This is a genomic window from Bifidobacterium sp. ESL0827 (assembly GCF_052606685.1).
Window position 1 is genome coordinate 1,939,620 of sequence record NZ_CP199597.1, and the last position, 24,744, is coordinate 1,964,363.

Sequence of the window (24,744 nt, forward strand, 5' to 3'; positions counted from 1 at the left end):
TAAGGAAATTGACCATGCAACCCTTCCTTCTTGACTAAGGAATCTTTGACTAGAGACTGGTAATCCGCAGATTGTCGAGAACCAGATCCTGGTAGCCAGCCATGTTGGCCTCCGAGCCGCTGCTGCCTTCCAGATCTGGTTTTCTGTCAGTGGAGTAAATGCCGAACCAGGTATCGCCATTCGGATCGCCAGTCAGCTCGAACTCGCATCTGGCGGTGGCCCCTAGAGCCTTGTGCAAAGGATACAGGTTCAGGTCCTCACCGGGGTATTCGCCTCTACCTGTTGCCAGGGCGTATATGCCGTCCGATCCGCACTGGTAGTCGAACGAGACCCTGTAGCGCCGACCCGGCGCAAAGGGGACGTTCTGGGGAATGGTCTGGAAGAGGAGAGCGTACCTCCCCGTCAGTCCGTTCACTTTCAGGGACCAGTCACCCTGGAGGACATCGTCCATCCTTTTGACGTCCCACCCGGCCTGCGTGAAGGGCTCATGCAACTGAGCCAGGTGGATTCGGTTGTCTTCCACCCCTTCGGCCCCAGCAACCACAAAGGGCCAAATCCCCTGGACGTTATCCTCGAAGTCACAGGTAAGCTCAGCCAGATGACCGTCCTGGTCCAGGCTGATGCCGTCATAGTCATTCTCGACCAGGCGAATGTCGTCAAGATAGGCGACACCACCCCCTTCATGAGCCAAGGCCAGACGGGTCTGCCCACCCTTGGGCGCTGTGAAGAAGAGGTAGGCATTCTGAAAGTAGCTGCTGCCGTCAGTCGTTGGGTCATCGGTGTTGTGGGCGTAGGCCTTGACATAGTTTTCGGCAATGCTCGGGCCGCTCATATTACGAGCCAACTGCCCACCCTGGTCCGCCTCCACACTCAGTTCGACCCGACCGCCACGGTTGTCAAGCCCTAGATAGAGGGCATACCGTCTGCCTGGCACCAGGCTGGTCAAGGGTTGCACAGCACAGACCGAGCCCTCAAGTCTGAGCATGGGATTGGCGCACTGGCCCTTGGTGATCGAGGCACGCCCGGGCCCCTTCACGGACCAGACCGACTGGAACAGCCTTTCGCCACCGTTGAACCCTGCATCAACCAGATGCTCTCCCGACCAGTCCACCTGGACTCCCTGGCCCGCATGCCGACAGACCAGGTAGGGTGTTCTAGGCTTGGCATCCAGGGTGAGGCTCCCCTGCACCACCGGAATCTCCCTTGGCTCCGATCTGCCCTGGTCGGTCAGCCGGTAGACGATGACAGTAGAGGCATCGCGCCACGATTCCGGGAGCTCCCAAGTGGTTGAGCCGCCAGCAGTATTCCAGTGGTAGAGCTTCTGCTCATCCGGATCAAGCAGGTCCCCTGTATTGGCATTCCAGACCCAGGGCAGCAGATATGCCCCTGCGCCGGTTCCAGTTTCAAGCCCAGGCTTGTCGGCCTTAGGGTCATTGGCCTCCAGATCGCCGACAAGCACCACGCGACCATTCAGTCTCATCGTGCGCTCGCGGTAGGCGGGTGATGTCTGCTCATTGGAACCCCTGGAGATGATCAGCCTGTCACCTTGATCATTAACCAGCTCGACCTGTTCGTTCCCCTGATTCCTGGTCGAGTCATGGACGGAATCGACGTTGATGGGGTCGTTGTACCAGGCCATGATTCTGAAATGCTGGATGAACTTGGTCGAGAGGTCGCAGGTGTAGAGGTTATCCATATAGGCATCGAAGTCATTGCGCCCCTGCCATCCCTCGAAGTCCTTCATGCTGTAGCCGCCCAGGAGCGGGGCGTTGGCCGCGCCTCCGAAAGCTCGGTGATCACCTATCCAGCTATCCTTCTGGTGGTTGCGCAGAAAGCGCATGACCTGGGAGTTCTCACCTTTGTCGTGGGGGGATCCATAGGTCAAATCCAGAGACCAGTGTTGGAAGGTGGCGTCATACTCATTGGCCGAAGCGTACTCCGTGCCAATCCCCCACCCGTTATCGGTCAGAATCTTCGAGAGCTTTCTGGTTTGCCAGGAATCCTCCTCCCCCGAGGTCCCATCGCCCCAGACATCCACGTACACGAAGTCCATCCTGTCGCCGACCTCACGGGCGAGGGCGGCAAAGCGTTCCCTCCTGGCGCCTGAGGCCAGGTCATAGATGCCATCGATACCCACGGTCTGATCCAGCCAGTTCCAGCCATAGCAGAGGCCGCCCTTGTCGTCCCTGCGAATCATGTTTTCAGAAAAGGCCTTGGCCTCGGGAAACATCTCGTCCACATTGACATGGACGCCGAACCGGGCACCATAGGCCTTGCCCCTGTCCATCAAGGTATTCAAGTCCTGGACTCCGCCCATTCGTCGACCGATGTCGTCGTAGTCCGGATGGCCGGAGTCGTGGCCCTCGTTGCCATATCCCTTGAGAAGGACGGACTGACCTAGGCCATCGGTAGCCAAGGCCACCCGCTTGACGTTATCCAAGGTTGTCATGAAGAGATTCTGGGCCTGAGAGCCGAAGTTCATAGCTATGCGTCGTGCCACCTGGTCCGGGATGTCATCAGAACCGTACGGATTGTTCATGATGTGCCTGAAGGCGATGGCGCCGTCCTGCCAGTTGACCACCCCGTCATCGTTCAGGTCTCCGGCCAGAGCCACTGCCATGGCGGGCTTGTCCGTCTCCTCAACCGTATAAGAGCGTCCGTGGGAATCCTGAACCACCCGGTTGTATATCCAAGGTGCACTGGTCAGGCCAAGGACGGTAACTCCGTCCACTTGGTCGCGAACCGTCATAACTCTGGTGTTCTGCGCGCCACCGGTTCCCGTTTTGCTGGCAGTGGTCCCATCGTGCTCGGAGTTGCTCCAGAGGCCGGCGCTGAGGCCATCCGCGGAGAGGAAGCCATACATGTAGTCCTGCCCAATAGGGTCCTCCTCCATCTGCTCGGTGACTGCCCGGTGCACATCACCGCTGATGGAGACATCCGCAGACATGCGAGCGCCGGTAAACTCCGCATCCGCCTGAGTACTGGTCACGGAAATCAGGCATTGACCAGGGAAGGCCACCGTCTGGACTGGATGATCGGGGCCGGACTGGTTCCTAATCGAAATCACCTTATAGCTCAGAGAGGCGTCCTCGACTGAGATACGGACCGCCAAAACCGCATCGATCCCCTGGCCTGCAGCGATCGCATGAAGTCGATAGACCAGACTGGTCTGGTTTTCCCGCTCCAGCTCCACTTGATCAGAACCCAGCTCAATCTCGATGCCGTTGATGGCCACCAGACGCAGATCCCGGACCTGCCCAAGCATGCTCCCTTCAGCATGAGGTGTCTTCAGCCGATAGTCAATCACTGAAGGAAAGTCAGGCCTGAGGCGCACTTCCATAACTTCGGTGCACAGAGTCTCACAAGAGTCCGTGGCGCCCGCCCTCGTGATCGACTGATTTCCATCCATGCTTGTTCTGCCCATCGGTCATCCCCTGTCATTGGTGTTATTCATATACGCCACCTATCGGCAACCCAGCCCCCGCAGGAACTCCTCGGTCTGTTCGGGCCGCTTAAAGACTGCGGTGTTGCCCAAGATCCGGGCGCAGACACTACCGATTTCACTCTTAAGGGCCTCATGGACCTTGTCCGGATCATGCGATCCCTGCAGAGTCTTGGTAATTTCGTCATACTCCAAGCTGAAGTCCGCTACTTGTTCGGGAAGCCCGGCACCTGCCACCATAGCCTCTTCCAGGCAGGCAAGCTGACCGACCAGCCTTCCGGGCAGGACGAAGAGCCCCTGGGCCTCAATCAGGCCGATGGGTTCCTGCTTGACTGGATAGAACTCCGGGTGCACGTGGAAGATGCCATCCGGAAACTCCGGACTGACACCGTTATTACGCAGGATCAGGCTCATCTCGTAGCCTCGGTTAGTCTTGACCAGGCTGGGCGAAAGGGCCGATTGCCGCCCTTCTGGTCCTTGGCTGGCGATGTCTAGGTCCGGATTGTCGTAATCCACCCAGGCCTGCCTGACGGTTTCGCTGACCTCGATAATCTCCTGCCGTGATGGCGAAACCACTCTCACCACGGTCCCCGGCCAGTCCAGAATCTCGATAGGGGTATCAGGGTGGCCGCCCAAGTGCAGGGTTCGCCAAGCACCGGCCTGATGCATGGGCAGGCGCTCTCCTCCGCCCTGATAGTGGTCATGAGCCAGAACAGATCCGCCAATACGAGGCAAGGCGGCGTTACATCCTAGGAAGTAATCGGGAAAACGGTCCACAAAATCCAGCAGGTTCCCGAAGGTGTCCCGGTCCACGTGCATGGGGGTGTGATCAGCGTTGACGCAGATGCCATGCTCGCGAAAGTACCCATAGGGCGAGAACTGCCAAAACCAGCCATGGCCGCCTAGAGTCAGGGGGATGGTCCTCAATGTGCGCTTGTCACGCCCGGCGAAGCCCTCATTTTCATGGCAGATGGTGCACTTGGGGTACCCTCCTGCGGTGCTGTTGCCCGCCGCAGCCTTCTTCATGTCCTTGAATTCCGGCTTGGCCAGGTTGATGGTGACCACCACGCCCCCGGAGGAGAAACGAGGGTTCCTGTCCAGAAGGGACTTCTTGATGTAGGTGTTTTTGACGCAATAGTCGTAGAACCAGTGCATGGCTGCCATACCACCCTGAGCCCTCTCCACCTGCATGAAGCGCCGCTGCAGATGGGATGGCCTGGAGGACAGGATTCCCATAACCGTATCTGCCATGGAGGGGGCGTCATCCTGAGCCATAAGCCCGGCATCGGCCAAGGCCTGCATAAACGATTCCAGAAGATCATCGACGCCACCGGAGGCGGAATCAGCAGATCCATCCCCGGAATCGTAGGAGTCCAAGGAGAAAAGCGCCAAGATCTGATTGCGAGCCCAGTCGACATCGGACGGATCCAGGTCCAGACAGGCACAGGCGTACCCGATCAGAGCATCGAGGCTCCGGTAAACCCGGTTCAGCATCAGCTCCTCACCTCTTCGACCACCTGAGCGGTCATCTCCTGCATTTGGGCATCGTCAGCCTCCATCTCCTCGACCAAGCGCATCTGGGTATGGGTCCGTACCAAATTGTGCTCCGGGTAGGCGGTGGCGAAATAGGTGTCACCCTGAAGGTAGTCGGTCAAAAAACGCATGCCGCACTCCAGGGTCATAATCCTACAGGAAGCCGGGAAGAGGCTCAGCTCCCGGTCCATGGCCTTGCTGGCAACCGCTCCCAGGAACCCTTGGGCATAGGCACGGTAAAGATCGGGGTTGAAATGGACCTTGTCCAGATCCCGCTCGTCTTCCAAGGCAGTCGAAGCGCCGAAACGGATGGAGTCGCCGAAATCGAAGAGCATGGATCCGGGCATGATCGTGTCCAGATCGATGATGGCCCTGGCCTTCCCGGTGGCGGCATCCATCAGGATGTTGTTGAGCTTGGTGTCGTTATGGGTGACCCTGAGTGGAATGGATCCATCGGCAAGCCCCTCCATGATGACCGGGTACTGCTCAGCACGTTCCATATACCAGTCGATCTCGGCCCGGCAGGTGGATGCCCTGCCTTTGATATCTTCCTGAACAGCCCGTTTGAAGGTCTCGAACCGTTTGGGGGTGTCATGGAAGTGGGCGATGGTCTCGGTCAGTTGAGAGGCATCGAAGAGCGCCAGAGAATTCTGGAAGCGTCCGAAAGCCTGGCCCGCCTCCTTGAAAACATCTGGGCTGGGGACCAGATCGTAGGAGATCGTGTTCTCGATGAAGGCATAGACCCGCCAGGCTCCGCTTGCCAGCTCACAGTAGGTATTGCCCTCTCTATTGCGGATAATGTCCAGGGTCTCTTGACCCTGCGAGCGCAGAAATTCGGTCACCAACTCGATGTTGCGCATCAGGGAGGCCGTATCAGGGAAAACCGAGGTATTCATTCGCTGCAGAATGTAACGACGCTTGTCCGTTTGTATCAGATAAGTCTGATTGATGTGCCCGTTGCCATAAGGCGCAATGCTCTCCACACGCCCTTCGAGTGGGTAGTGGGCAGCAACCGCGGCCAGCTCCTGATCCTGAACCGTCGTCATAATAGCCCCTTTCCTGCCGAACCTGCCCTTATGCCTGCTGCCAGACCATGGCGCTGGGTTCCAGGACAATGTCCCTGACCTGGCCGTCTGCCTGACGAACCCTGGTCTCCTGGGGTAAGTCGGTGTTGTTGACGACGCAGTAGACGCCCTCCTGTGGGAAGTAGGCCACCTCGCAATGAGGATTGGTGCAGCTCCAGTCCCTGTACCGGCCCTCCTGCCCACTGGCATAGAAAAGGATCCGTTCAAGAAGCCTGGCATTGACGGCCGAATAGGGCAGTCCGGACAGGTAGACCCCACGGCCCATGCCATACTGGTTGACCGCCAGCTGCACCTGACCCTGGTCGGCCCTTAGCAGGGTGACCTCCTCGTTGATGGGGTAGGTGTTTACCACTGGCTCTCCAAAGTTCGCTTTGCCGTCCTCGGGCAGATCGGCGGTGATGAAGTGCCCCTCGGCGACCTTCGGGAAGTATTTGTCTACCGAAAGAGTGTGGAAGCGCTCCTGATCAACGCCGAAAACATCGGCCAATTGGAAGAAGCGCCCCTCTCTTTCCAAAGCGGTCGGCTGGCCTATGCCGACCAGGGCCCCTCCCCCGTTGACCCAGGACCGCAGGATCTCCAGTAGGGCAGGATTCTTCCAGACCCCGCCACCGCTGAAGGCCGTATCGGCCGGACCACCGGTGATGATCACATCCAGGTCATGATCCACGCCACGGGCCAGAATGTCGTCGAAGCTGATGAAACGGACGTTCACCCTCATGCCCGACAGTGCCTCCAGAACCCCGTAGTAGGAGTAGGTCTGCTTGTTGGGCAGGGCGTGCGCCACCGTGTAGGCCATCCAGGAACGCATGGCGCCCCAGGAATTCAGCACTGCCACATTGAGCTGTCCCTGGGCCGCCTTCCCATTGGTCCTGTCATGCAGATCCCGGAACTCGTCTGCGATGCGGGCCACGGTCTGAACGAATTTGGGGAACTTGGCCGCCAGGGATGGGTAGCCGCCGTAGCCCATGCGCGATATGGGGCTGCGCAGGATGGCCCTGCGGGCCTTGCGCCAATTGTCCAACCCCTCGATACTGGGATCGTTGCCCTCATGGAAGGTATCAGGGAAGAAGTATGGCAGAAAACGACCTTCGGTGTAACGAACCCCGGGAATATCGGAGATCATGCGCAAGGTGGTGCCATCGCCCACGGACCCGACCACAGCATCCAGACCCAGCTTCTCGAAGCCCGGCTTGTAGGGCTCGGTCCCGATCCATTGGTCTCCCAGGAACATCATGGCTTCCTTGCCTGCCTGGTGAGTCATGTCGACCATGGTCTTCACGTTCTCCCGCACGAAGTCCGAGAGGAAATCGATCCAATCGCGCTGTGCCGTGCCAGGAATGCAGAAGGAGGAATTGTAGCTGCCCTTGTTGATGAAGTCCTCCGGACGCAGACGGTAACCGTACCGGGTCTCGAAGTCATCCAAGGCCTGGGGGGAGACTGTGCAGGCATATCCGAACCAGTCCACCAGCTTCTCCCGGTGGAGCTGGTCGAAGATCAGCGTGAACTGGTAGAAGAAGGTGGTGAACCGGACCACGTCGGTCGCCGGGTTCTCATCCAGCCACTGCCGATAGGCATCCATGACGAACTTTCGGGTGGCAGGATGGTAGATGTCCAGGGGAATCTCGTGCTCCTTGTCGCCCCAGTCGTTGGTCAGGTGGTTGTACATCTCGACCGGATCCCAGATAATGTAGGCCAGGAAGGATGCCGTGTACTCATGCATGGGGGTGGCCTCGGTCACGCGAACCAGGTCCTGATCCGGATCCAGGCTCCACTCCGACTGGTCCAGGACCCGCCCGGAGGTGCGGTCGATGACCTCCCAGTACCGATGGGGGTCGGCATCCCTGTTGGGCCTGAGCTGCTGGTCGAAATAGCGGTCCATCAAGGGAATCTGCACTTGATCTTCGTGGGCCAGTATGCGCTCAGACATCAGGTAGACCTGTGGGGTCTCGTCCATGTGCTTGCTGATCCACTCGTTGTGGGCGCGAGTAGGGAAGTAGGCGCTGTACACCTTCATCCCCAAGTTCAGCAGCTCCTGGTCCAAACGCGTGCCGTCCGAATTGCGAATGGCATCCGCACCCCAGAGCTTGGCCAGTTCCTTGGTCTTTTCGGCAAAGTTTTCTTCGCCCGGCAGGGTAAAGCGCCCGGTCGTGGTCATTGAATCAAATCTCCTTGGAATATCTCGTAACGGAATGACTGAAAAGCTGTGTACAGCCTTGGGCTCTTACTCCTTGACCGAACCGGCGGTCAGTCCAGCCTGCCAGAACCGCTGCAGGCAGAAGAAGAGGATGATCACCGGCAGAACACCCAGCAGGGACCCCATCATCAGCGCCCCTCGATCGGTAAAGACCGGCAGAGAGACCAGACCATAGAGGCCCAGGGTCACCGGGAAGAGGTTCTCGCTGGAGAGCATCATCAGCGGCAGGAGGAAGTTATTCCAGGTGGCCACGAAGAGGAAGAGGAAGATCGTGACCATGGCAGGCGCAAGAATCCTCAGCACGATCGTGAAGAAGATCCTCGCCTCGCCAGCACCGTCGATCCTGGCCGCCTCCAGAAGCTCGGTAGGGACCGAACTCTGGGCGTACACCCTTCCCAGGAAGAAACCGAAGGGCGAGACCGAGCAGGGGATGATCACTGCCAGCATGGTGTTGCTCAGATGGAGGGCGTTGAAGATGGAGTACTGGGGGATGGTCATCAGCGCCGAGGGCATCAGCAGGGCAGACATAGCGATGGTCATGACGACGCCCCTGCCTCGGAACTGGAACTTGGCTGTGCCATACCCGGCCATGACCGAAACCACTGTGCCGATCAGGGCGGAAACCCCTGAGTAAATCAAGGAATTGAAGACCCAGTGCCAGAACTGTGAATGTGTCCAGCCTAGGAGGATCGAGTAGTTAGTGGCCACCGCCTGGGGAATCTTCTTCAGGTCGACCGCAAACCAGAGGCCGTTGCTGCTGACCAGCTGGGAGGGCGACTTGGTAGAGGCGATGATGGCCCAATAAATGGGAAAGAGGAAGTAGATCAAGGCGAAGACCAGGACCACGATGGTGGTGATCTTGACCACCTTGGTGGGCCTCATGGAGCGGGGCAGCTCATCGGCCTTCTGCTTGAGGAGCTTGTCCTGCTTTTTTGCAAGGCGTGCGGGATTGGCCGAGGTCATGATTCGTTCACCTTCCTCTCGATGTATGCGTAGAGGGCGGCAAGGACCCCGGCAATCAGCGCCATGACAATTGCGATGGCCGAAGCCGGACCGTCACCCTTGGGGGTGAGGATGCCTCGCGATGTGTTCATGGCCATCATCATGGGGGTGTAGGAGTTCGATATGCCCTTGTCGACGGTCTGCATGACCTGGGGCTCGTTGAAGAGCTGGATGCTGCCGATGATGGACAGGAGCATGGCCAGGAGAGCGGCCCCCCTTACGTTGGGGAGTTTGATCCTCATGGCGATCTGGAAACCGTTGGCTCCGTCGATTCGGGCAGCCTCATAGAGATCACGAGGAATGGCCTGGAGGGCTGCTAGGAAGATCAGCATGTTGTAGCCCGTGAAGGTCCAGGTGGTGATGTTGGCCATGGAGGCGATCAGAGCGTTGGATGCGAAGAAGTTGACGTGGATTCCTATGGCTGCCAGGCCCTTGACGATGGGCGAGAACTGGTCGTTGTAAAGGAATACCCAGATGATGGCCGCGATCGCGCCCGGGATGGCATAGGGCAGGAAGTAGCCCAGCCGATAGGGGGTGACGTGCTTGACAATGAAGGAATCCAGGAGCATGGCCAGGGCCAGTGCGGCGATGATCATGACCGGGACCTGGATGACCGTGTAGATCAGGACCCTGCCGATGCCGGTCCAGAAGGCTGCGGAGGTAACTGTAAATCGGAAGTTCTCCAACCCGACGAACTTATTGATCATCTCGCCCCCGCCGTAGGCGCCGCCGCCCGAGGCCACCTGCTGGAAGAAGCTCATATAGACGGCATAGGCAATGGGGATGATGAAGACAATCGCAAAGAGGATGCAGAAAGGCATCATGAATGCCCAACCCGTCCGTTCGTTGCGTTTGACGATCTCGGATCTCCCCTTCTTCTGAGCCCCTGCCTCAGCTGTTGTTCGATGGCTCATGTGAATAACCATCCTCTCGGAACCTATAAGGCGAGCGACCTTCCCGCAGGCGGGGAACACGGGCCACAGACCCGGGTTCCCCAACCTGGTGAGATTGTCAGGGAAGGCCTCCCTGCTGTATCCGCCGAAGAGCGGTTACCGATCAATCCTTGGCGATCGGAAGGCCATAATCCTTCAGTGTGGCAAGGGATGTCTTCTGTGCCGCGTCGAAGGCATCGGAGACCTTGGCTTGACCCTTCCCGGCCTTGTCGGCAGCCTCGCCGACGGCGCTGCTCACCGCGGAGAATCCGGGCATGTAGTTGAAGGAGCCCATGTTGGCGTTGGCCTTGGCGAACTCCGCCATCACGTCCTGCCCGCCGAAGAATTCGGTCCAGGACTGAGGGGTCTTGGCCTTCTCGGTGGAGGCCGCGACAATCAGACCCTGAGAGGTCAGATCAGGCACCTGGGTGTTGAACCAGTCCAGGAACTCCATGGCCTCTGCCTTGTGCTTGGTGCCTTTGATGGCTGCAACGCCCGAACCGCCGTTGGGCCCGGTCTTCCCGCCGTTCTTGAACCAGTCGCCGATCTGGGTGACCCTCCACTGGCCCTTGCCGGCATCACCGATCCAGTCCATCATGATCGGGGCGTTCCAGGCGGCGTCAATGGATCCGATGATGGAGCCGTCATGGAAGGCACCAGCGAAGGAGGGGTCGGTGCTGGGGGTCAGGTTCATCGCCTTGGCATCCAGCAGCTGCTGGTAGAAGTCGGCCGTGGCCTTGGAGCCGGGCGTATCAACGTTGACGACCCACTTACCGTCCTTGATCTCGTACCAGGGAGATGATGCGCCGGACAGGGCGGAGAAGGCCATGCCTGCACCATCGGGCTGGTAGGTCATGATGTACTTACCCTGAGCCGCTGCCTTCTTGGCCGATTCAATGAATTCCTCGGCCGTGGTGGGGACCTTAATGCCCAGCTTGTCGAATTCAGTCTTGTTGTAGTAGTAGACCATGGGGCCGGTATCCTGAGGCAGACCGAAGACCTTGCCGTCCACGCTCATAAGCTTGCTGGGACCCTCTGCAAAGTCTTTGGAGTACTTGCCTGCCTCTGCAGTGACATCCTCGACAATGCCCTTGGTATAGACCTCAGGCAGCTCAGCGTAGCCTACCTGAGCCAGATCGGGAGCATTCCCGGCCTTGACGTCGGTCTCCAGCTTCTTGATCAGGTCACCGGGGCTGCCATTGAACTTGGTGGCCTTGACCTGGATGTTCGGGTGATCCTTGTTCCACCTGGCCACGGTGTCCTTGACCATGGTCATGCCCTGCTTGTCGGGAAGACGATGCAGGTATGTCAGTTCGACCTTGCCGCCCGACTTGGTGTCACCGCCCTTGCTGGCATCGGATCCGCCGGAGGAACCGCACCCGGCCAGTGCCATGCTTAAGGCCGCCACTGCAGCCATGGCCGCCATTATACGTTTGTTGCTGGTTCTCATCTTGACTCACCCCTTCATAAAAACAACATTGTCTTAACCTCGAAGTGCATATTCAGTATAGCAGTACTTATTTGCAAGGACAGTTTATTAATTTAATTACAAGAAATGTAGATTTAGCAAATCAGTGCTAAACCACGGGATTTTCATTTGATTACCTTCATTCACAATTGATATCGACCTAGTAGATCCAACGAACTCTAAGCGGGTGTAGTGCTTTGCAGTAGCAGCGTTTTCGACAACTTCGCCCTATACCCTATAAGGCAAGCGCTCCAACCTTGTCTGAGAATCCCTCTATGCTGTCCCGTAATTGCAAAACCACTGAAGAGGTCGCCGAACCTATCAGTAACCGGGATCAGACAGTGCGGTGTCGTGCATACCCGGCGAAAGGAGGTCCGGCCGAAACGGTCCGGATCCGCCCATCCGACCCGTTGGGCCCGGGTCGAACAGGTCCGGGACTGTCGCAACCCGATGTTGCGGAGCGCTATGTGCAGTGTCACAGACAGGCAAGGCGTCTGGATTCCGCCTGAGCGGAGCCTGTCGAAACCGTCGTCATAGGGCTCTCAGGTCAGTCCAAGGAAAAGAGCAGTTATGGCGACCAGGCAGGGCGGAAAGACCAGTTCCTCCGCATCCACCGACCGGGTTCAACGCAACCTCAAAACCCGGCACGTCACCATGATCGCCCTGGGCGGCTGCATCGGCACCGGCCTGTTCATGACCTCCGGCTCCACCATCGCCAAGGCCGGACCAGGAGGCGCGCTGGTGGCCTACGCAGCCATGGGCCTCATGGTCTACTTTCTAATGACCAGCCTGGGCGAGCTGGCCACACACCTGCCTACTTCCGGCTCCTTTGCCGCCTACAACGCCCGCTATGTGGATCCGGCCCTGGGATTCGCCATGGGCTGGAACTACTGGCTGAACTGGGCCATCACCGTGGCTGTGGACATCTCCACCGCCGCCCTGCTGATCCAGTACTGGCTGCCCCACACCCCAGGATGGATCTGGAGCCTGCTGGTCCTAGTGGTCATCTTCCTGATCAACGCCCTGACCGTGTCGGCCTTTGGCGAGGCCGAGTTCTGGCTGGCACTGATCAAGGTGGTGACGGTGATCGTCTTCCTGGCCATCGGCTTGGCCATGATCTGCGGAATTATGTTCCGCCCAGCCTTGGGCCTGAGCAATTTCACCTATAAGGACGCTCCCTTCGTGGGCGGATTCCCCGCCATTCTCAACGTCTTTCTGATTGCAGGCTTCTCCTTCCAGGGCACTGAGCTGATCGGCGTCACGGCCGGCGAGTCCGAAAACCCCGGCAAGGCGGTCCCCAAGGCCATCAACGACGTCTTCTGGCGGATCCTGCTCTTCTATGTGCTGTCCATCTTCGTCATCGCCGCGCTGATTCCCTACACCAGCCCCAATCTGCTCAGCTCCGCCGAGGGGGACATCGCCATGTCACCCTTCACCTTGGTCTTCCAGCGAGCGGGCCTGGCCTCGGCAGCCAGCGTCATGAACGCCATCATCCTGACCTCGGTCCTCTCATCCGCCAATTCAGGTGTCTACGCCTCCACCCGAATGCTCTACTCCCTTGCCAAGGACCATTACGCCCCGTCCTTCTTCGGGCACACCACCCGTCACGGCATCCCCATGGCCTCGCTGGTCGCCACGCTCGTGGTCTCCCTGGCCACCTTCGCCGCCAGTATCTTCGGCCAGCGGATCTACATGTGGCTGGTGGCCGCTTCGGGTCTGACCGGATTCATCGTCTGGATCGGCATCGCCCTGAGCCACTACCGCTTCCGCCGCGCCTGGGTGGTCCAAGGCCACCGGGTTGAGGAGTTGCGCTACCATGCCAAGCTCTTCCCCCTGGGACCCATCCTGGCCCTGATCCTGTGCGTCGTCGTCATCGGCGGGCAGAACATCGAGGCCTTCGTCAACTGGAACTGGCAGGAGATCGGCGTCACCTACATAAGCGTGCCCCTGGTGCTTGCCCTTTACCTGGGCTACAAGATCCGACACCATACCCGAATCGTGCCCCTGGAGGCCATGGATTTGAGCGGGGATCCGGAATCGCTATGAAAGATTTGCCAGCTGACATGACACATTGTGACCACGGGAGCCGAAAGGCCATATCAATGGCATAGACTCCCTAAGCGTTCGAGGACCGGCTCAAGGACCCGGCCATATGAATCTATTCCGACATCCAGCCGGCAATATCAGGAATCACAATTTCAGTACGACCCCGGACTCCCCGGTGCGTCGCCCAGCCAAAAGGAGGAGGATCATGACGCAGAACACCAGCAATGCAGCGTCGAACACCAATCAATCCGACCGGGCCGGGCAAGAGCATCATGGCTACGGCAGCGTCAAGCGCAACCTCAAGACCCGCCACATCTCCATGATCGCCCTGGGCGGCTGCATCGGCACCGGACTGTTCATGACCTCCGGCTCCACCATCTCCACTGCAGGCCCCGGCGGCGGACTTCTGGCCTACATAGCCATGGGTGTCATGGTCTACTTCCTGATGACCAGCCTAGGCGAGCTGGCCACCCACCTTCCAGTGTCGGGCTCCTTCGCCGCCTACAGCGCCCGCTACGTGGATCCAGCACTGGGATTCGCCATGGGCTGGGACTACTGGCTGAACTGGACCATCTCGGGTGCCGTGGACATCTCCACCGCCGCCCTTCTGATCCAGTACTGGCTGCCCAACACCCCAGGATGGATCTGGAGCCTGCTGGTCCTGGTCATCGTCTTCCTGATCAACGCCCTGACAGTCTCCGCATTCGGGGAGACCGAGTTCTGGCTTTCCCTGATCAAGGTGGCCACCATCATCGTCTTTCTGATCATAGGCATGGCCATGATCTGCGGAATCATGTTCCAGCCGGCGGTCGGCCTGAAGAACTTCACCTACAAGGACGCCCCCTTCGTGGGAGGTTTCCCGGCCATCATGAGCGTCTTCCTGATCGCCGGCTACTCCTTCCAGGGAACCGAGGTTGTGGGCGTGACCGCCGGCGAGTCCGAAAACCCCGGCAAGGCGGTCCCCAAGGCCATCAACGACGTCTTCTGGCGGATCCTGCTCTTCTATGTGCTGTCCATCTTCGTCATCGCCGCCCTGATCCCCTACACCAGCCCTAACCTTTTGGGAGCCTCTGACGGAAACATCGCCATGTCGCCCTTCACCCTGGTCTTCCAGCGGGCCGGCCTAGCCTCGGCGGCCAGCGTCATGAACGCTGTGGTGCTGACTTCCATACTCTCGGCCGTCAACACCGGGGCCTACGCCTCCAGCCGCATGCTCTACGGACTGGCCAAGGATCATTATGCTCCGGCCATCTTCGCCAGGACCACCAAGAGGGGCATCCCCCTGGCAGCCCTGGTAGCCACAGTCTGCATGTCCCTGGCCACCTTCGCCTCCAGCATCTTCGGCCAGTCCTTCTACATGTGGCTGGTGACCGCTACTGGGCTGACCGGGTTCATCGCCTGGATCGGCATCGCCCTGAGCCACTTCCGCTTCCGGAGGGCCTTCAAGCTCCAGGGGCACGACCTGAGCGAGCTCAAGTACCACTCCAAGCTCTATCCGTTCGGTCCGGTTCTGGCCATGGTGCTCTGCGTCATCGTCATCGCAGGACAGGACATCCCCTCCCTGCTCAGCCTGAACTGGTCTCACATGGCTATGACCTACTTCAGCGTGGTTCTGGTCCTGGTCCTCTACCTGGGCTTCAAGTTCGTCAACCACACCAAGATCGTGCGCCTCAAGGACATGGACGTGTCCGGTGCCGAATCCGCGCGCTGAATCAGCAGGCGCAGGGACACCCCGTAAGTAGTTCAACGTCCTTATATAACCAAATGGTGCATATAACCAATGGTGCCCCGCAGATGGTCGTTCCATCCGTGGGGCACCGCCGCATATCCTCTGGCATTGAATATTCCACACATCCATATGACCAATCCGATCAACGAACAATCTGACCGCGCAACTGAAATATGAATGTCAGGGATAACTAAATGGCCGTTCCCTCATCGGCATTGCATCCGGATGAGGGAACGGCCACTCGCTTAATGGTCAGTCGGACTAGGCAGGGTCCTCCCGACAGAGCCTAGAGGTCACTGCACCTGGGAACGGGCGATCTTGCCGGTGAAGGACTGGGCCTCATCGGCATCCTTGACGTCCTTGTTCCAAGAGAACATGGCGCGCAGCTTGGGACCGACCTCCTCGATCTTCTCGTGGGAGTACTTCTCCTGGAGCTCCTTGAACTTGGGGGCGCCGGCATCCTGGTCGTCAATGAACTCCTTGGCGAAGGAGCCGTCCTGAATGCGCTGCAGCTGGTGACGCATCCTGTCCTTGGTGGACTCGTCCACCACGGTGGAGGTGAAATCGCCGTACTGGGCGGTGTCGGAGCAGGACCAACGGGCCTTGTTCAGACCACCCTCGTTCATCAGGTCGACCAGCATCTTGAGCTCGTGGCAGACCTCGAAGTAGGCGATCTCCGGCTGGTAGCCAGCCTCGGTCAGCACCTCGAAGCCAGCCTCGACCAGGTGGTTGACGCCGCCCATGAGCACATCCTGCTCGCCGAAGAGGTCGGTCTCGGTCTCTTCCTTGAAGGTGGTCTTGATGGCGCCGGCGCGCAGAGCGCCCAGAGCCTTGGCATAGGCCAGGGTGATGTCCCAGGCGTCGCCGCGCGGATCCTGCTCCACAGCTACGACCACGGGCACGCCACGGCCAGCGACATACTCACGACGGACGATATGGCCCGGGCCCTTGGGGGCCACCATGAAGACCGGGTGGTCAGCGCTGGGCTTGATGTAGCCGTAATGGATGTTGAACCCGTGGGCGAAGGCGACTGCCGCACCCTCCTTGATGTTGGGCTCGATGTCGTCCCGCCAGATGTTGCGCTGGTACTGGTCGGGGGCCAGGATCATAACGATGTCGGCCTCCTTAGTGGCCTCGGGCACGGTCTTGACCTCCAGACCCTGCTCCTTGGCGAAGGGCACCGACTTGGAGTTGGCGCGCAGGCCGACCACAACGTCCACACCGGAATCACGCAGGTTCAGCGCATGAGCATGTCCCTGAGAACCGTAGCCGATGATGGCCACCTTCTTGCCATCCAGAACCGAAAGGTCCCCATCCTTCTCATACCAGATCTGTGCTGCCATTATCTACACTCCTTTATGTGCGGTTACAACCGCTTCACGCATAATTGTTCTACGACTTGATTCCAGTCAGTGGATGCTATTCATCGATCCCAACGCAGGATTTTGTCCGTCTGCCGAAATCGAACTGCCTGATGCACCTTCTGTGCATTCAACCATACTCGTGACATGGCTGGCATAAGTTCCACGACTCATTGTTCGGACGAAAAGCGGCTACCAGCCGCTCCGATACGCGTCATCTCCTTTCCGACAATCAATTGGTCAACATTCACGACACGAACAGGTATGGCCTCATCAGCTAACTTGAATCTCGCCATCGGCAGGATGTTGAATCTTATTGTCGGAAAATCGCGATTACGGATCCTGCCTGCGCTGACAGGATCCGAGTCTGCGTCGAATCAGCTCATCAGCGAAGACGAGCTAATAATTCGCAGCAATACCAAGAAGCAATTGAACTGTGCAGTCATCGCTGAAAGCCTCCTCTCCATTTGTTTCGCATCAATCAGCTCCCCGCAGGAGCCAAGTACTGGCACCATATCGCCATTACAGAGCGGAGCGCCGGACGGGTTCACAATATGGACTATTCACTTTCGCTTGCGAGCAATTGGACAAAATGACGCACAATTTTCCGCACTACTTTTGACCATCAAGCAACTCCGGACCAACTGGGAATACGCCTACCTTGAAGCCGCTCTGACATAACGTGACGAAAAATCAATCTCAGCCCCCTCCCCATGCCAGGAAAAGGGCTAAAAGGATTACTCGCCCAGATCTGTCAACAAATCACGACATAGGTGCGAACCCTGAGCATCCGACCAGACCAAGGTGGCAAGAGAGGGATCGTCGCCTGACGATTGGGGGTTGACACTTCTGCCGTTTTTCCCTACTGTCTCCGTCCGGTCACGCAGAGCCGGGAAGGTGCCGACAGCGGCGGATGGGCAGAAGATCAGTTCAGCCTTACTAGTCTTCCCCTGCCAGACAAGATGAAGCACGCTACGCGTCGCATCGATTCGATAAGAGAATGTGCCATTGAAGGCATCCAGCTTATTGCGCAATCGACAGAGAGCGTTCAAGGAGCGAACGACCGGCCTAGTCAGATTCCGCTCAATCTCCTCTTCGGTGTAATAGTGCCTATTGATATCTCGGCCATTGCGGGTTCTCGCTAGCAGAGCCATGTCATTAGCACCAGCCAGCGCCCCGACATAATAAACCTGAGGCACCCCTGGAAGGAAGAACTGAACGGCTCTTGCAGCCAGGTAGGCCCTGTCATGGCAAGCCAATGCCGAGTAATAGGTCGTATTGATTTGATACAGGTCCAGGTTGCTGGCAGCAGCTCCAGTAGCAGCTTCCGATTGGCCGTGAGTGTTGCAGTGAATTGTCCGGACCAGTTGGTCCACGGCCGCATCATCCACGAGCCCTTTCAGGGAACGGTCCATCTGGTCAGCGCCGATATCTATCACTCCGATCCCATCATGGGTATCCAGGACAGTGACCGCATTGGTCGGTCTGACCTCGATCCAATGGGCCAGTGCTGCGATATCTCCGGTGAAGATCGAATGCAGCAGCAGAGGCGGCAGGGCGAAATCGTAAACCCTGTCGACTTTAGAGGCTATATCAATCTGCTTGCGATAATTGGAGTGGACCTCAATCAAAGTCTCCAAACCCCGAGTGGCTGCTTCCTGCTTGATACGAGTGATGAGGTCGAAAGTCTTGGGCGTCATAAAACAACTGGTACCTGCCTGCTTGGCCCCATATCCGACGGCATCCAAACGGATGTAGCTGACATTGCTGGCCGCCAAACGATCAAGTATAGATGTCAGATACGCCCATCCCTGGGACGAATCGGTATCGATGTCAACTTGCTGTGGGGTAAAAGTAGTCCAAACCAGCCGGGTTTCACCTGCCCAGGTATAGTGGGTGAAAGGCAGGCCCGGGCGCGGCCGATATATGCGCGCCAGATCTTCTTCGTCGGCCCCATCAGGAAAGACTGAAGACATGGTCAAGAACATCGAATAATACGGGCTCGCCTTCCCCTTGGCCATGACCTCCCGGAACTGCTCGGACTCCGAGGACATGTGATTGACAATAGCGTCAACCATAATTTTGTGCGATCGGCTCAGCTCTGCGACGTCGTCCCAAGTGCCTAGCCTTGGATCCACCTGACGATGGTCAATGGGATCAAAGCCTGCATCAGCACCATCGTAGGGGGTGAAAAAAGGCAGGATGTGGACTCCCTGATACACGCCATCAAAATACGTACGCAACACTCTGGTCAAGGAGGCCAGGGTATCGCCTCCAAACCTGTTTGCATATGTAATGAGTTGAACCTTGTTGTCCATCCGTCCTCCTGAGCTCGGCAACTAACAGTGTTACCTAATCGTTTAGATAAGCCTAATATAGTATGCAGTGAGTACTTTGCATCTCTGCTCCGGAAACGATCGTTGATTCTGGGACGAAGATGGAAATAATATGCTTGCCATTTTCGCTCGGACTACTGGAGGATTCATGAGCAGACAAGCCACAATCAAGGATGTGGCTCGGGAAGCGGGCGTGTCGACCTTCACAGTATCCAAAGCCCTGCGCAATCAGCCTCATGTCGCCCCTGAAACCCGCAAAAGGGTGTTGAGAGCTGCGGCCAGGCTCAATTACTCAGCGTCGAAATCAGCTGCCGCACTGGTCAGTGGAAAGACCAAAAGAGTCGCCCTACTGATAGGAGAACAGATAACCGGTTGGTTCAATGGGAACATTCAGGAAGGCGTCTATGATGTGCTGAGCACTCATGGCTACGATCTGCTCATCTACCGAGCCGGAACAAGCGAGGAGCGAGCCGCTTTCTTCAGGAATCTTCCCGCCAAGCGCAACGCCGATGCCATTATCGTGGTCTCTTTCACCCTGACGCAAAAGGAGACCAAGGCCCTTCAAGAATTGGACATGCCCATCGTCGCGATCCACTCAGGTGCCACATCGTTCAGTCAGGGATCCATCCGTATAGACGATTGCGAATCCGAAATTGAAGCAGTGCAGCACTTGGCATCGCTGGGCCATACAAGGTTCTGCTTTCTCGACAGATTCAACCCTTTGCCTGAGTACTCCTGGGGCGCCAACCAACGCATTATCGGTTACAAGAAAGCCATCGACCGCTACCACTTGGTAGACTGCGGAGTACTCACCATGGATCCGGACAGAGAGCATCCTGCCAGGACAGCAGCGGATCGGATCGCCTCCATGACACCAGCCCCCACAGCCATCTGCGCCTGGTCTGACGATTGCGCCTTGGCTCTTCTGTCTGAACTGCGCCAGGCTGAGATCAGGGTGCCCGACGTCGTCTCGATCATGGGATTCGACTCCTCGGATGTGGCCGCTCTGGCCGGCTTGTCTTCAGTAGCCCAGCCGGCCAGAGACATAGGAGCCGAGGCCGCCAGAAAGGCCCTGCAGCTCATCGACGGCTCACCCTTAACCGAACCGCACACACAGGTCAAGACCCATATCATCGACAGGGCCACCACCGGTCCGGCTCCTAGGGACGAGGGACGTTGAGCGTACCTGTCCTGGCGACCTGACCCAGCCAAGTCAAAGAAGGCTTGGGAGTTCGCTTGAATGTCTTGCGGTCCACGCTGATAAGACCAAATGTTGGATCGTATGAACCCCACTCATAGTTGTCGAGCAATGACCAGTGAAGATAACCCAAAACATCAATCCCCAGGTCCATAGCCTTCTTGAGACCCACAAGAGCATCGTGAGTGTAGTCGATCCTGCGGGCGTCATTATCAGTGGCCAAGCCATTCTCAGTCACGAAGACCGGAACGCCACCGGTCAGATTCCAGGCAGTCTGCACGCCAATTCCCAAGGCAGGAGGAAAGTATTCCCACCCGTTCTTAGTCTTTTCAGCTTCTGCAGGAACCGGCAGCGGTCCATTTTTGCCGATGAATGTACGCAGATAGGCCTGCACACCGACCCAATCATCTCCAGCCGCGTGCTCGAAGAAAAAAGTCTCGCGCCAATAGGCGTAATCGCTAGTTTCCTGCTCACAGCCCGGCATGGCATGAAAAGCCTGAGCAGCAACCGACCATCCCACACGTTTGGATCTGTCCTGTCTGAGCAGAGCAGAAGCCTGAAGATGGGCCTGCAGAATGATACGTGCTATCTTCTCGCTCGGCTCCGGGAGGGAGGAAGCAGCCATATCCTCTCCGGTCTCCCCTCCCTGAGTCATGGCAACCATGTTGGGCTCATTGATGGTACAGATCCAGGTGACCCCATCCAAGATCGGAAGAACAAAACGAACGTAACGAACGAATAGGTCCGGTGCGGAGGGATTGCTCCAACCACCCTTGGCGGCAAACCACCTTGGAACGGTGAAGTGGTGAAGGGTCACCATGGGCTCCACGCCATGCGCCCTGCAAGATTCGATCATCCGGGCATAGTGCATCAGCTCAGCTTGGGAGAAGCAACCCTCCTCCGGCTCAATCCGAGCCCACTCAATGGAGAATCGGTACATCTGCAAACCCGAATTTGCCAATAGTGATATATCTTCATCATACCGATGATAGCTATCGCAGGCATCTCCTGACGGCTCCTTAATGTCAGTCCCATCAGCATGCTCGCGAACCCACCAATTACTGTTGATATTGTTTCCCTCGACCTGATGAGCGGCCGTGGAAGCCCCCCAGATAAAGTCATCTGGAAATTGCAAGGCACCTGTCATAGGCTGCTTCCCTCTCTGTATCTGTAACTGGTAATTGATGTTTACTTGATGCCGCTCATGGTCACACCTTGGATAAAGTATTTCTGAAGGAAGACGAACAGCAGCAGGATAGGCGTGACCACAAGGACGGCTCCAGCCAGCAGAACACTGTAGTTGGTCGCATTTTGCCCCGTGGAATACAGAGACAGAGCAACGGGCAAAGTGTACATTTTGTTGGACTGGGCAGCAACCAAGGGCCATAGGAAGTTGTTCCAAGAAGATAGGAAAGTCAAGACGGCAAGCGTGGCCAAAGGCGGCTTGCACTGCGGCAAAACTATCTGGAAGAAGATCCGCAACTCACCCGCTCCGTCTATCCGACCAGCTTCCAAGAGGGCATCAGGGATACTCTGCATGAACTGACGCATCAGGAACACACCAATGGGTTGAGTCAGGAAAGGCAGAATGAGCGCGAAATAGCTATTGAGCATATGCAGGTTCGAAATGATCACGAACAAAGGTATAAAAGTAGCGACACTTGGTACCATGAGCGTAACCATGACCAGCAGGAAGAGCACGTTCTTGCCTGCGAAGTCGATCTTCGCCAGCGCATACCCGACCATGGAGCAAAAGACCAGGTTACCCAGCATCGTCACCACGGCCACTACAAGACTGTTAATAAAATAGTTGCCGAAATGAAGCTGAGTAAACCACTGCGTGAAATTACCCAGGGTTGGGTTTTTAGGCAAGAGTGTGGGCGGTACCGCCATAATTTCACGCTGAGTCTTGAGCGACCCCAGAACCATCCAGAAAAAGGGAAAGACCCAGATTATGCCGACCAAAGAAAGAACTACATAGGTAATGCCATGGGCCTTTCGAAATCTCGTCCACAGACTCGGTTTGTTCTCTGATATTTCCGGCGACATCGTTACTGCAGCGGTTGACATATTCCCCTCCTAATCTTCAGACTTGAGAATTCTGAACTGGAGCAGACTCACCAAGGCGATGATGGCGAAGAGCACATAGCTTGCCGCCGACGACATACCATACTGCCCGAATCCAAACTTTTCATAAATGTAATAGGAGGCCGAAAGGGTTGAATCCAAAGGACCTCCCTGGGTCATGACGAAGGATTCTTCAAAGAACTGCAAGTAAAGCACCGATTGCAGGACGGCGCCAAGGAGAAGGGTGGGCCGAAGCAGAGGAAGAGTGATGCTGCGGAACTTGCGCCATTCCGATGCACCATCCATCTCTGCGGCTTCGAGAACCTCTTCAGGTATGGCCTGCAGACCAGCTAAAAAGATGATCATCAGGGTGCCCATGTTCCGCCATAAGGTCATGACCATCAAGGCCGGCAGGGCCGTCCTGGTATCATGCAGCCAGTCAGGGCCCTGGACTCCGATAATTGCAAGAAGGGTGTTTAGCAGACCATCTTTTTGCAGGATGTAGCGCCACACCACCGAGACTGCCACAGTGCTCGCAACCACGGGAGCATAGAACAAGGCACGGAAGAAAGCGTTGACATGCTTGAGCCCCTTATTGAGCGCAACTGCGAAGGCTAGGGCAACAACCATGGTCAGCGGAAGCCCGACAACCACGAATATGCCTGTAGTCCCCAGGGAATGCAAGTACCTGGGGTCCCGGAACAACTTAAAGTAATTGCTCAGCCCCATGAAGTTGACGTTAAAGGGTGTTTGGATATCCCTGGCAGTGATGTCAGTAAACGACATCACCAGCGAAGTAGCCAAAGGAATCAGCATAAATATAGCAAAGACAATCACGAACGGCAGCGAGAACCCCCAGGCGACCAGAGTCCTTCTGCGGCGAGCGAGTCTCATCGACGACCCGCTCGCCTTCATGGATCGTCTTCGTTCTGCACGGATACGCGACGAAGAATTCATAGCAGAGCTACATTCCTGTCCCTATGGAGTCAGCCTGTTGCTGCAACTCCTTAAGACCATCCTCGACGGATACGGTTCCCCTGTTCATTTTCTCATAGATGGTATCTGCGGTTTTGCCCATCTCGCCCCATGTGAAGGTGACTGGCATGGAGTGAACATGCTTGAGCTGCTCTTCGAATGCCTGCAGCTTGACATTACCTGCAAGTTCCTTGTCTTTCCATGCTTTGCCTGAGGCCGGAAGATCGGCAGTAGCCTTATACCAATCAACTTGGGTCTGCGGCTGCGCAAACCACTGGATGAACTTCCATGCTGACTGCTTGTTCTTCGATGTTTTGAAAACCGCCCAATTGCAACCCCCGACAAAAGAAGTTGACGACTTCTTGGCAGGCACCACAGCAGTGGCGTACTTGTCTGCGAAGCCTGGCCCGCCAAGCTCCTCAATCTGACCAGCAGCCGTTGGGCCCTCGATCATCATCGGTGTTGCACCTGAGACGAACTGCTGCATGTTGGAACCTGGGGTAACATCAGCATTCACATCCGCTAGCCCATCCTTGAAAAGGCTGGTCGTGTACTTCAGAGCGTCTTTCAATTCGGGAGTGTCGAAGGTATAAGCCTTATTGTCCTTGCTGACAAACTGGGCCCCATCCGAGAAGGCAAAAGGCGACATGCCTTGGAAGCTGTCAGTCCCTGTAGGGAACATGAAGAATCCGTACTTCACTCCATCGGCCTTCTTCAAATCGCTGGACATAGCCTTGAGCTCATCCCAGCTCTTTGGCGCATGATCCCAGCCGGCCTGTTTGGCAATGTCGGTACGGTAATACAGCACTCGGGTGTCAACATACATGGGCACTCCAAGCTGAGTCTTGCCGACCTTGCCACTGGCCTTAAGCCCGGCATTCAGATCGCTCATGTCCAGGTCAGCCGGCACCGCGGACAATGCTTTTGAGTAGGTAGCCATGTCAGTGTTGCCCATCATGGCTACATCCGGACCAGTACCTGCTGCTATGGCCGTTTGGAACTTGTCCTTGTAACTGGACCAAGGAATGGAAGTGACGGATATCTTTACATCGGGATTCTGCTGCTCGAACTTCTTTACGAAGCCGTTCATCTTCTCACCCTCGTTGCCCATGGCCCAAATGGTCAATTGACCACTGGCCTTGGAGTCACCGATATGAGATACTGCCGTGTTGTCCTTTTCTGCTCCAGAATCAGCTGTACGGCCACATGCAGCCAAGGAAACCATAGCAGCAATGCTCGTTATTCCGGCTACCACCATCGTCAACCGCGATCTCATCTGAACCTCCTTGCTCAGGTAGCTAAACGCTTAGATAGCTTGTTTAGTATAAACGATTAGGCATTACTATGTCAATCAAGACCAGGGTGGATCGCAGAAA

Annotated in this window: 17 protein-coding genes and 1 riboswitch; of the genes, 4 read left to right on the top strand and 13 right to left on the bottom strand. The window is 57.1% G+C overall.

Annotated features, from left to right (window positions below; all coding sequences use genetic code 11):
- Positions 1–49: 49 nt before the first annotated feature.
- The 7 genes from ACUIAI_RS07845 to ACUIAI_RS07875 all read right to left on the bottom strand — a co-directional run bounded on the left by ACUIAI_RS07845 (position 50) and on the right by ACUIAI_RS07875 (position 11,638).
- Entirely contained in the window at positions 50–3,424 is a 3,375-nt protein-coding gene (locus ACUIAI_RS07845) for an endo-alpha-N-acetylgalactosaminidase family protein (protein WP_445342071.1), read from the bottom strand.
- 39 nt (positions 3,425–3,463) lie between these two features.
- Positions 3,464–4,936: a UDP-glucose--hexose-1-phosphate uridylyltransferase gene (locus ACUIAI_RS07850; RefSeq protein ID WP_445342073.1), complete on the bottom strand. Its 1,473-nt coding sequence runs from the start codon at positions 4,934–4,936 to the stop codon at positions 3,464–3,466.
- On the bottom strand, positions 4,936–6,021 hold the full coding sequence (locus ACUIAI_RS07855; protein ID WP_445342074.1) for a phosphotransferase enzyme family protein: 1,086 nt from the start codon (positions 6,019–6,021) through the stop codon (positions 4,936–4,938). The genes ACUIAI_RS07850 and ACUIAI_RS07855 overlap by 1 nt, the downstream gene beginning before the upstream one ends.
- Before the next feature lie 28 nt (positions 6,022–6,049).
- Positions 6,050–8,215, bottom strand: a complete 2,166-nt coding sequence (gnpA, locus tag ACUIAI_RS07860; protein ID WP_445342075.1) for a 1,3-beta-galactosyl-N-acetylhexosamine phosphorylase — start codon at positions 8,213–8,215, stop codon at positions 6,050–6,052.
- Positions 8,216–8,281: 66 nt separating this feature from the next.
- A complete protein-coding gene (locus ACUIAI_RS07865) occupies positions 8,282–9,217 on the bottom strand; it encodes a carbohydrate ABC transporter permease (protein ID WP_024627072.1) in 936 nt (311 codons plus the stop codon).
- Positions 9,214–10,170: a carbohydrate ABC transporter permease gene (locus ACUIAI_RS07870; protein WP_110413614.1), complete on the bottom strand. Its 957-nt coding sequence runs from the start codon at positions 10,168–10,170 to the stop codon at positions 9,214–9,216. The genes ACUIAI_RS07865 and ACUIAI_RS07870 overlap by 4 nt, the downstream gene beginning before the upstream one ends.
- Before the next feature lie 142 nt (positions 10,171–10,312).
- Positions 10,313–11,638, bottom strand: a complete 1,326-nt coding sequence (locus ACUIAI_RS07875) for an ABC transporter substrate-binding protein (protein WP_445342076.1) — start codon at positions 11,636–11,638, stop codon at positions 10,313–10,315.
- A 313-nt stretch (positions 11,639–11,951) separates the two neighbouring features.
- A riboswitch (Lysine riboswitch) is annotated at positions 11,952–12,130 on the top strand.
- A gap of 96 nt (positions 12,131–12,226) precedes the next feature.
- Here ACUIAI_RS07875 and ACUIAI_RS07880 point away from each other — a divergent pair.
- Complete coding sequence (locus ACUIAI_RS07880) at positions 12,227–13,702, top strand: amino acid permease (RefSeq protein ID WP_445342077.1); 1,476 nt, start codon at positions 12,227–12,229, stop codon at positions 13,700–13,702.
- 205 nt (positions 13,703–13,907) lie between these two features.
- Positions 13,908–15,413, top strand: coding sequence for an amino acid permease (locus ACUIAI_RS07885; protein WP_445342078.1), 1,506 nt, complete (start codon positions 13,908–13,910; stop codon positions 15,411–15,413).
- Positions 15,414–15,724: 311 nt separating this feature from the next.
- On the opposite strand, the gene ilvC is transcribed toward ACUIAI_RS07885, so the two are convergent.
- Positions 15,725–16,774: a ketol-acid reductoisomerase gene (ilvC, locus tag ACUIAI_RS07890; RefSeq protein ID WP_015022635.1), complete on the bottom strand. Its 1,050-nt coding sequence runs from the start codon at positions 16,772–16,774 to the stop codon at positions 15,725–15,727.
- 282 nt (positions 16,775–17,056) lie between these two features.
- Here ilvC and ACUIAI_RS07895 point away from each other — a divergent pair, with 282 nt between their 5' ends.
- On the top strand, positions 17,057–17,473 hold the full coding sequence (locus ACUIAI_RS07895) for a hypothetical protein (protein WP_110413618.1): 417 nt from the start codon (positions 17,057–17,059) through the stop codon (positions 17,471–17,473).
- A gap of 56 nt (positions 17,474–17,529) precedes the next feature.
- Here the strand turns inward: ACUIAI_RS07895 and gtfA are convergent, their stop codons facing one another.
- Positions 17,530–19,110 (bottom strand): sucrose phosphorylase, encoded by a 1,581-nt coding sequence (gene gtfA, locus ACUIAI_RS07900; protein WP_445342079.1) that lies wholly within the window; start codon positions 19,108–19,110, stop codon positions 17,530–17,532.
- 166 nt (positions 19,111–19,276) lie between these two features.
- Between gtfA and ACUIAI_RS07905 the strand changes: the two genes are divergently transcribed.
- The gene (locus ACUIAI_RS07905; protein ID WP_445342080.1) at positions 19,277–20,308 is read left to right on the top strand and encodes a LacI family DNA-binding transcriptional regulator; all 1,032 of its coding nucleotides are present in this window, start codon (positions 19,277–19,279) and stop codon (positions 20,306–20,308) included.
- Here ACUIAI_RS07905 and ACUIAI_RS07910 read toward each other — a convergent pair.
- The 4 genes from ACUIAI_RS07910 to ACUIAI_RS07925 form a co-directional block, all read right to left on the bottom strand.
- Entirely contained in the window at positions 20,289–21,473 is a 1,185-nt protein-coding gene (locus ACUIAI_RS07910) for a glycoside hydrolase family 1 protein (protein ID WP_445342081.1), read from the bottom strand. The genes ACUIAI_RS07905 and ACUIAI_RS07910 overlap by 20 nt on opposite strands.
- 41 nt (positions 21,474–21,514) lie before the next feature.
- On the bottom strand, positions 21,515–22,396 hold the full coding sequence (locus tag ACUIAI_RS07915) for a carbohydrate ABC transporter permease (protein WP_181414967.1): 882 nt from the start codon (positions 22,394–22,396) through the stop codon (positions 21,515–21,517).
- A 9-nt stretch (positions 22,397–22,405) separates the two neighbouring features.
- On the bottom strand, positions 22,406–23,179 hold the full coding sequence (locus ACUIAI_RS07920) for a carbohydrate ABC transporter permease (RefSeq protein ID WP_445342851.1): 774 nt from the start codon (positions 23,177–23,179) through the stop codon (positions 22,406–22,408).
- A 178-nt stretch (positions 23,180–23,357) separates the two neighbouring features.
- On the bottom strand, positions 23,358–24,644 hold the full coding sequence (locus ACUIAI_RS07925) for an extracellular solute-binding protein (RefSeq protein ID WP_445342082.1): 1,287 nt from the start codon (positions 24,642–24,644) through the stop codon (positions 23,358–23,360).
- Positions 24,645–24,744 lie beyond the last annotated feature (100 nt).

Bases quoted from the DNA above. Each gene is read 5' to 3' on its own strand.
- ACUIAI_RS07845 (WP_445342071.1), bottom strand. From the start codon at position 3,424: ATGGGCAGAACAAGCATGGATGGAAATCAGTCGATCACGAGGGCGGGC.
- ACUIAI_RS07850 (WP_445342073.1), bottom strand. From the start codon at position 4,936: ATGCTGAACCGGGTTTACCGGAGCCTCGATGCTCTGATCGGGTACGCC.
- ACUIAI_RS07855 (WP_445342074.1), bottom strand. From the start codon at position 6,021: ATGACGACGGTTCAGGATCAGGAGCTGGCCGCGGTTGCTGCCCACTAC.
- gnpA (WP_445342075.1), bottom strand. From the start codon at position 8,215: ATGACCACGACCGGGCGCTTTACCCTGCCGGGCGAAGAAAACTTTGCC.
- ACUIAI_RS07865 (WP_024627072.1), bottom strand. From the start codon at position 9,217: ATGACCTCGGCCAATCCCGCACGCCTTGCAAAAAAGCAGGACAAGCTC.
- ACUIAI_RS07870 (WP_110413614.1), bottom strand. From the start codon at position 10,170: ATGAGCCATCGAACAACAGCTGAGGCAGGGGCTCAGAAGAAGGGGAGA.
- ACUIAI_RS07875 (WP_445342076.1), bottom strand. From the start codon at position 11,638: ATGAGAACCAGCAACAAACGTATAATGGCGGCCATGGCTGCAGTGGCG.
- ACUIAI_RS07880 (WP_445342077.1), top strand. From the start codon at position 12,227: ATGGCGACCAGGCAGGGCGGAAAGACCAGTTCCTCCGCATCCACCGAC.
- ACUIAI_RS07885 (WP_445342078.1), top strand. From the start codon at position 13,908: ATGACGCAGAACACCAGCAATGCAGCGTCGAACACCAATCAATCCGAC.
- ilvC (WP_015022635.1), bottom strand. From the start codon at position 16,774: ATGGCAGCACAGATCTGGTATGAGAAGGATGGGGACCTTTCGGTTCTG.
- ACUIAI_RS07895 (WP_110413618.1), top strand. From the start codon at position 17,057: ATGGCCTCATCAGCTAACTTGAATCTCGCCATCGGCAGGATGTTGAAT.
- gtfA (WP_445342079.1), bottom strand. From the start codon at position 19,110: ATGGACAACAAGGTTCAACTCATTACATATGCAAACAGGTTTGGAGGC.
- ACUIAI_RS07905 (WP_445342080.1), top strand. From the start codon at position 19,277: ATGAGCAGACAAGCCACAATCAAGGATGTGGCTCGGGAAGCGGGCGTG.
- ACUIAI_RS07910 (WP_445342081.1), bottom strand. From the start codon at position 21,473: ATGACAGGTGCCTTGCAATTTCCAGATGACTTTATCTGGGGGGCTTCC.
- ACUIAI_RS07915 (WP_181414967.1), bottom strand. From the start codon at position 22,396: ATGTCAACCGCTGCAGTAACGATGTCGCCGGAAATATCAGAGAACAAA.
- ACUIAI_RS07920 (WP_445342851.1), bottom strand. From the start codon at position 23,179: ATGTCGTTTACTGACATCACTGCCAGGGATATCCAAACACCCTTTAAC.
- ACUIAI_RS07925 (WP_445342082.1), bottom strand. From the start codon at position 24,644: ATGAGATCGCGGTTGACGATGGTGGTAGCCGGAATAACGAGCATTGCT.